The sequence below is a fragment of the Halodesulfovibrio aestuarii DSM 17919 = ATCC 29578 genome (assembly GCF_000384815.1).
Classification (GTDB): Bacteria; Desulfobacterota; Desulfovibrionia; order Desulfovibrionales; family Desulfovibrionaceae; genus Halodesulfovibrio; species Halodesulfovibrio aestuarii.
Window position 1 is genome coordinate 1 of record NZ_ARQF01000001.1, and the last position, 1,318, is coordinate 1,318.

General features: G+C 47.9%; 4 protein-coding genes. All 4 read right to left on the reverse strand.

Features of this window, described 5'->3' with window-relative positions; all coding sequences use genetic code 11:
• A partial coding sequence (locus F461_RS0100005; protein ID WP_019999113.1) for a phage tail protein occupies nt 1-491 on the reverse strand: 491 nt, incomplete at its 3' end.
• Nucleotides 491-811, reverse strand: coding sequence for a hypothetical protein (locus F461_RS0100010; RefSeq protein WP_019999114.1), 321 nt, complete (start codon nt 809-811; stop codon nt 491-493). The genes F461_RS0100005 and F461_RS0100010, both read right to left, overlap by 1 nt.
• A 2-nt stretch (nt 812-813) precedes the next feature.
• Entirely contained in the window at nt 814-1,005 is a 192-nt protein-coding gene (locus F461_RS0100015; RefSeq protein WP_019999115.1) for a hypothetical protein, read from the reverse strand.
• Nucleotides 998-1,318: hypothetical protein (locus tag F461_RS19240; protein WP_026364531.1), on the reverse strand; the 321-nt coding region annotated here is incomplete at its 5' end. The genes F461_RS0100015 and F461_RS19240, both read right to left, overlap by 8 nt.

Consider the following 1,318-nt stretch of genomic DNA (forward strand, 5'->3'; position numbering starts at 1 on the left):
TCTTTGAATAAATTGGGATAGCCCGGGCCATACAAAGCATGAATAGGGTTTCGTTCTTTTCCGTCACGTTTAAATATGAGCGTTGCGTGGTTACGTCCCTTGGCAATGAAGGCACCATGAATGGGCTTTCGCGTACCTGTTTTATGAACCTGAACCGTGGCACCTTTGCGCTTGGACATTTTCCTGTTGATAGCGACAGAGCGCCCGCCGTAGCGCATTAAAGAAACGTTTTTGCTATCTTCAAGTCGTAAATGTGCGCGCAGATCTTTCCGGTTAGACTTGAATATGGAAATGTGGTTTCGCACTCGCCACTGGGGTATGTTGTAGATTCCGCAAACAGTCTTCACGATGTCAGTACGGATGCCCGTAATCGTGCGGTTCATTGCATGCGAAGTTACTTTTTCAATGCCCTGTGGAACAAGCTGCAAGGCGCGTCCTGCTTTCTTCACAGCTTGTTCAATCTGTGCGCTATCAATATTCACCAGAGGCATTAAAATACTTCCTGAAACAATTGCAGTTTTAGGGTGGTTCCCAAGCACAGCTTCCAACGGTTGTTAACCGTCCATGCTTCATCGTTGATGGTCAGATCAGCGCCAATTTTGGGGAGGTGGGGCCAGTCATCAGCGATAAAGCGTAGCTCCATTATCGATACTGAACCGCCTAAGCCTTGGCGTTCGTCTCCGTCACTAAGCATTTCCGTTCCACCGTCTTTGACAATGGCGAGCAGCTCGGTATCGTTAATCGTGATCAGCTGCCCGACATCATCAAGGATGGCGCGAAAATCAGAAATCATCTGTTCGCGGGAAAGCATGGCTAATCGTTCCTAAGGTTGATGCCGTGTTCTGCAAGAATCTCGTATGGGTCTTTAGAAGCTTCTTTCATGTTTCGGATTGATTCAGGGGTGACATTCCCAGAGCGGCATAAGTCGATAATCCCTTGAACAAGGTCAGGCCCAACTTCGAGAGTGAACTCGATAATATTTAGAAACTTGTCGTTTCTACTCATCGCTTTTCTCCTTCAGTTCGGTGTATGCGCCTTTAGCTTCGTGCCAATAGGTTTTGAGTTCATCCAGTCTGGTACGTGCTAGGGAAACCGCAGCATCTAGGGCAATGCGCTTCACCTCCTTATTCACAGAATCACCGGATTCTTCTGCCACTTTGTATTCTTCCAAGGCGGTACAGGCAGCTTCCCAGCTGCTGTGATAAATGGCGGCAATATGCGCTACACGGGCAACTGTATCTTTGGTGATGTAGCCTTGTTTAAAGGCAACTGCGGAACCGTCCATCACGCCGTTGTAAGCAATGTCACATGCTTTCAA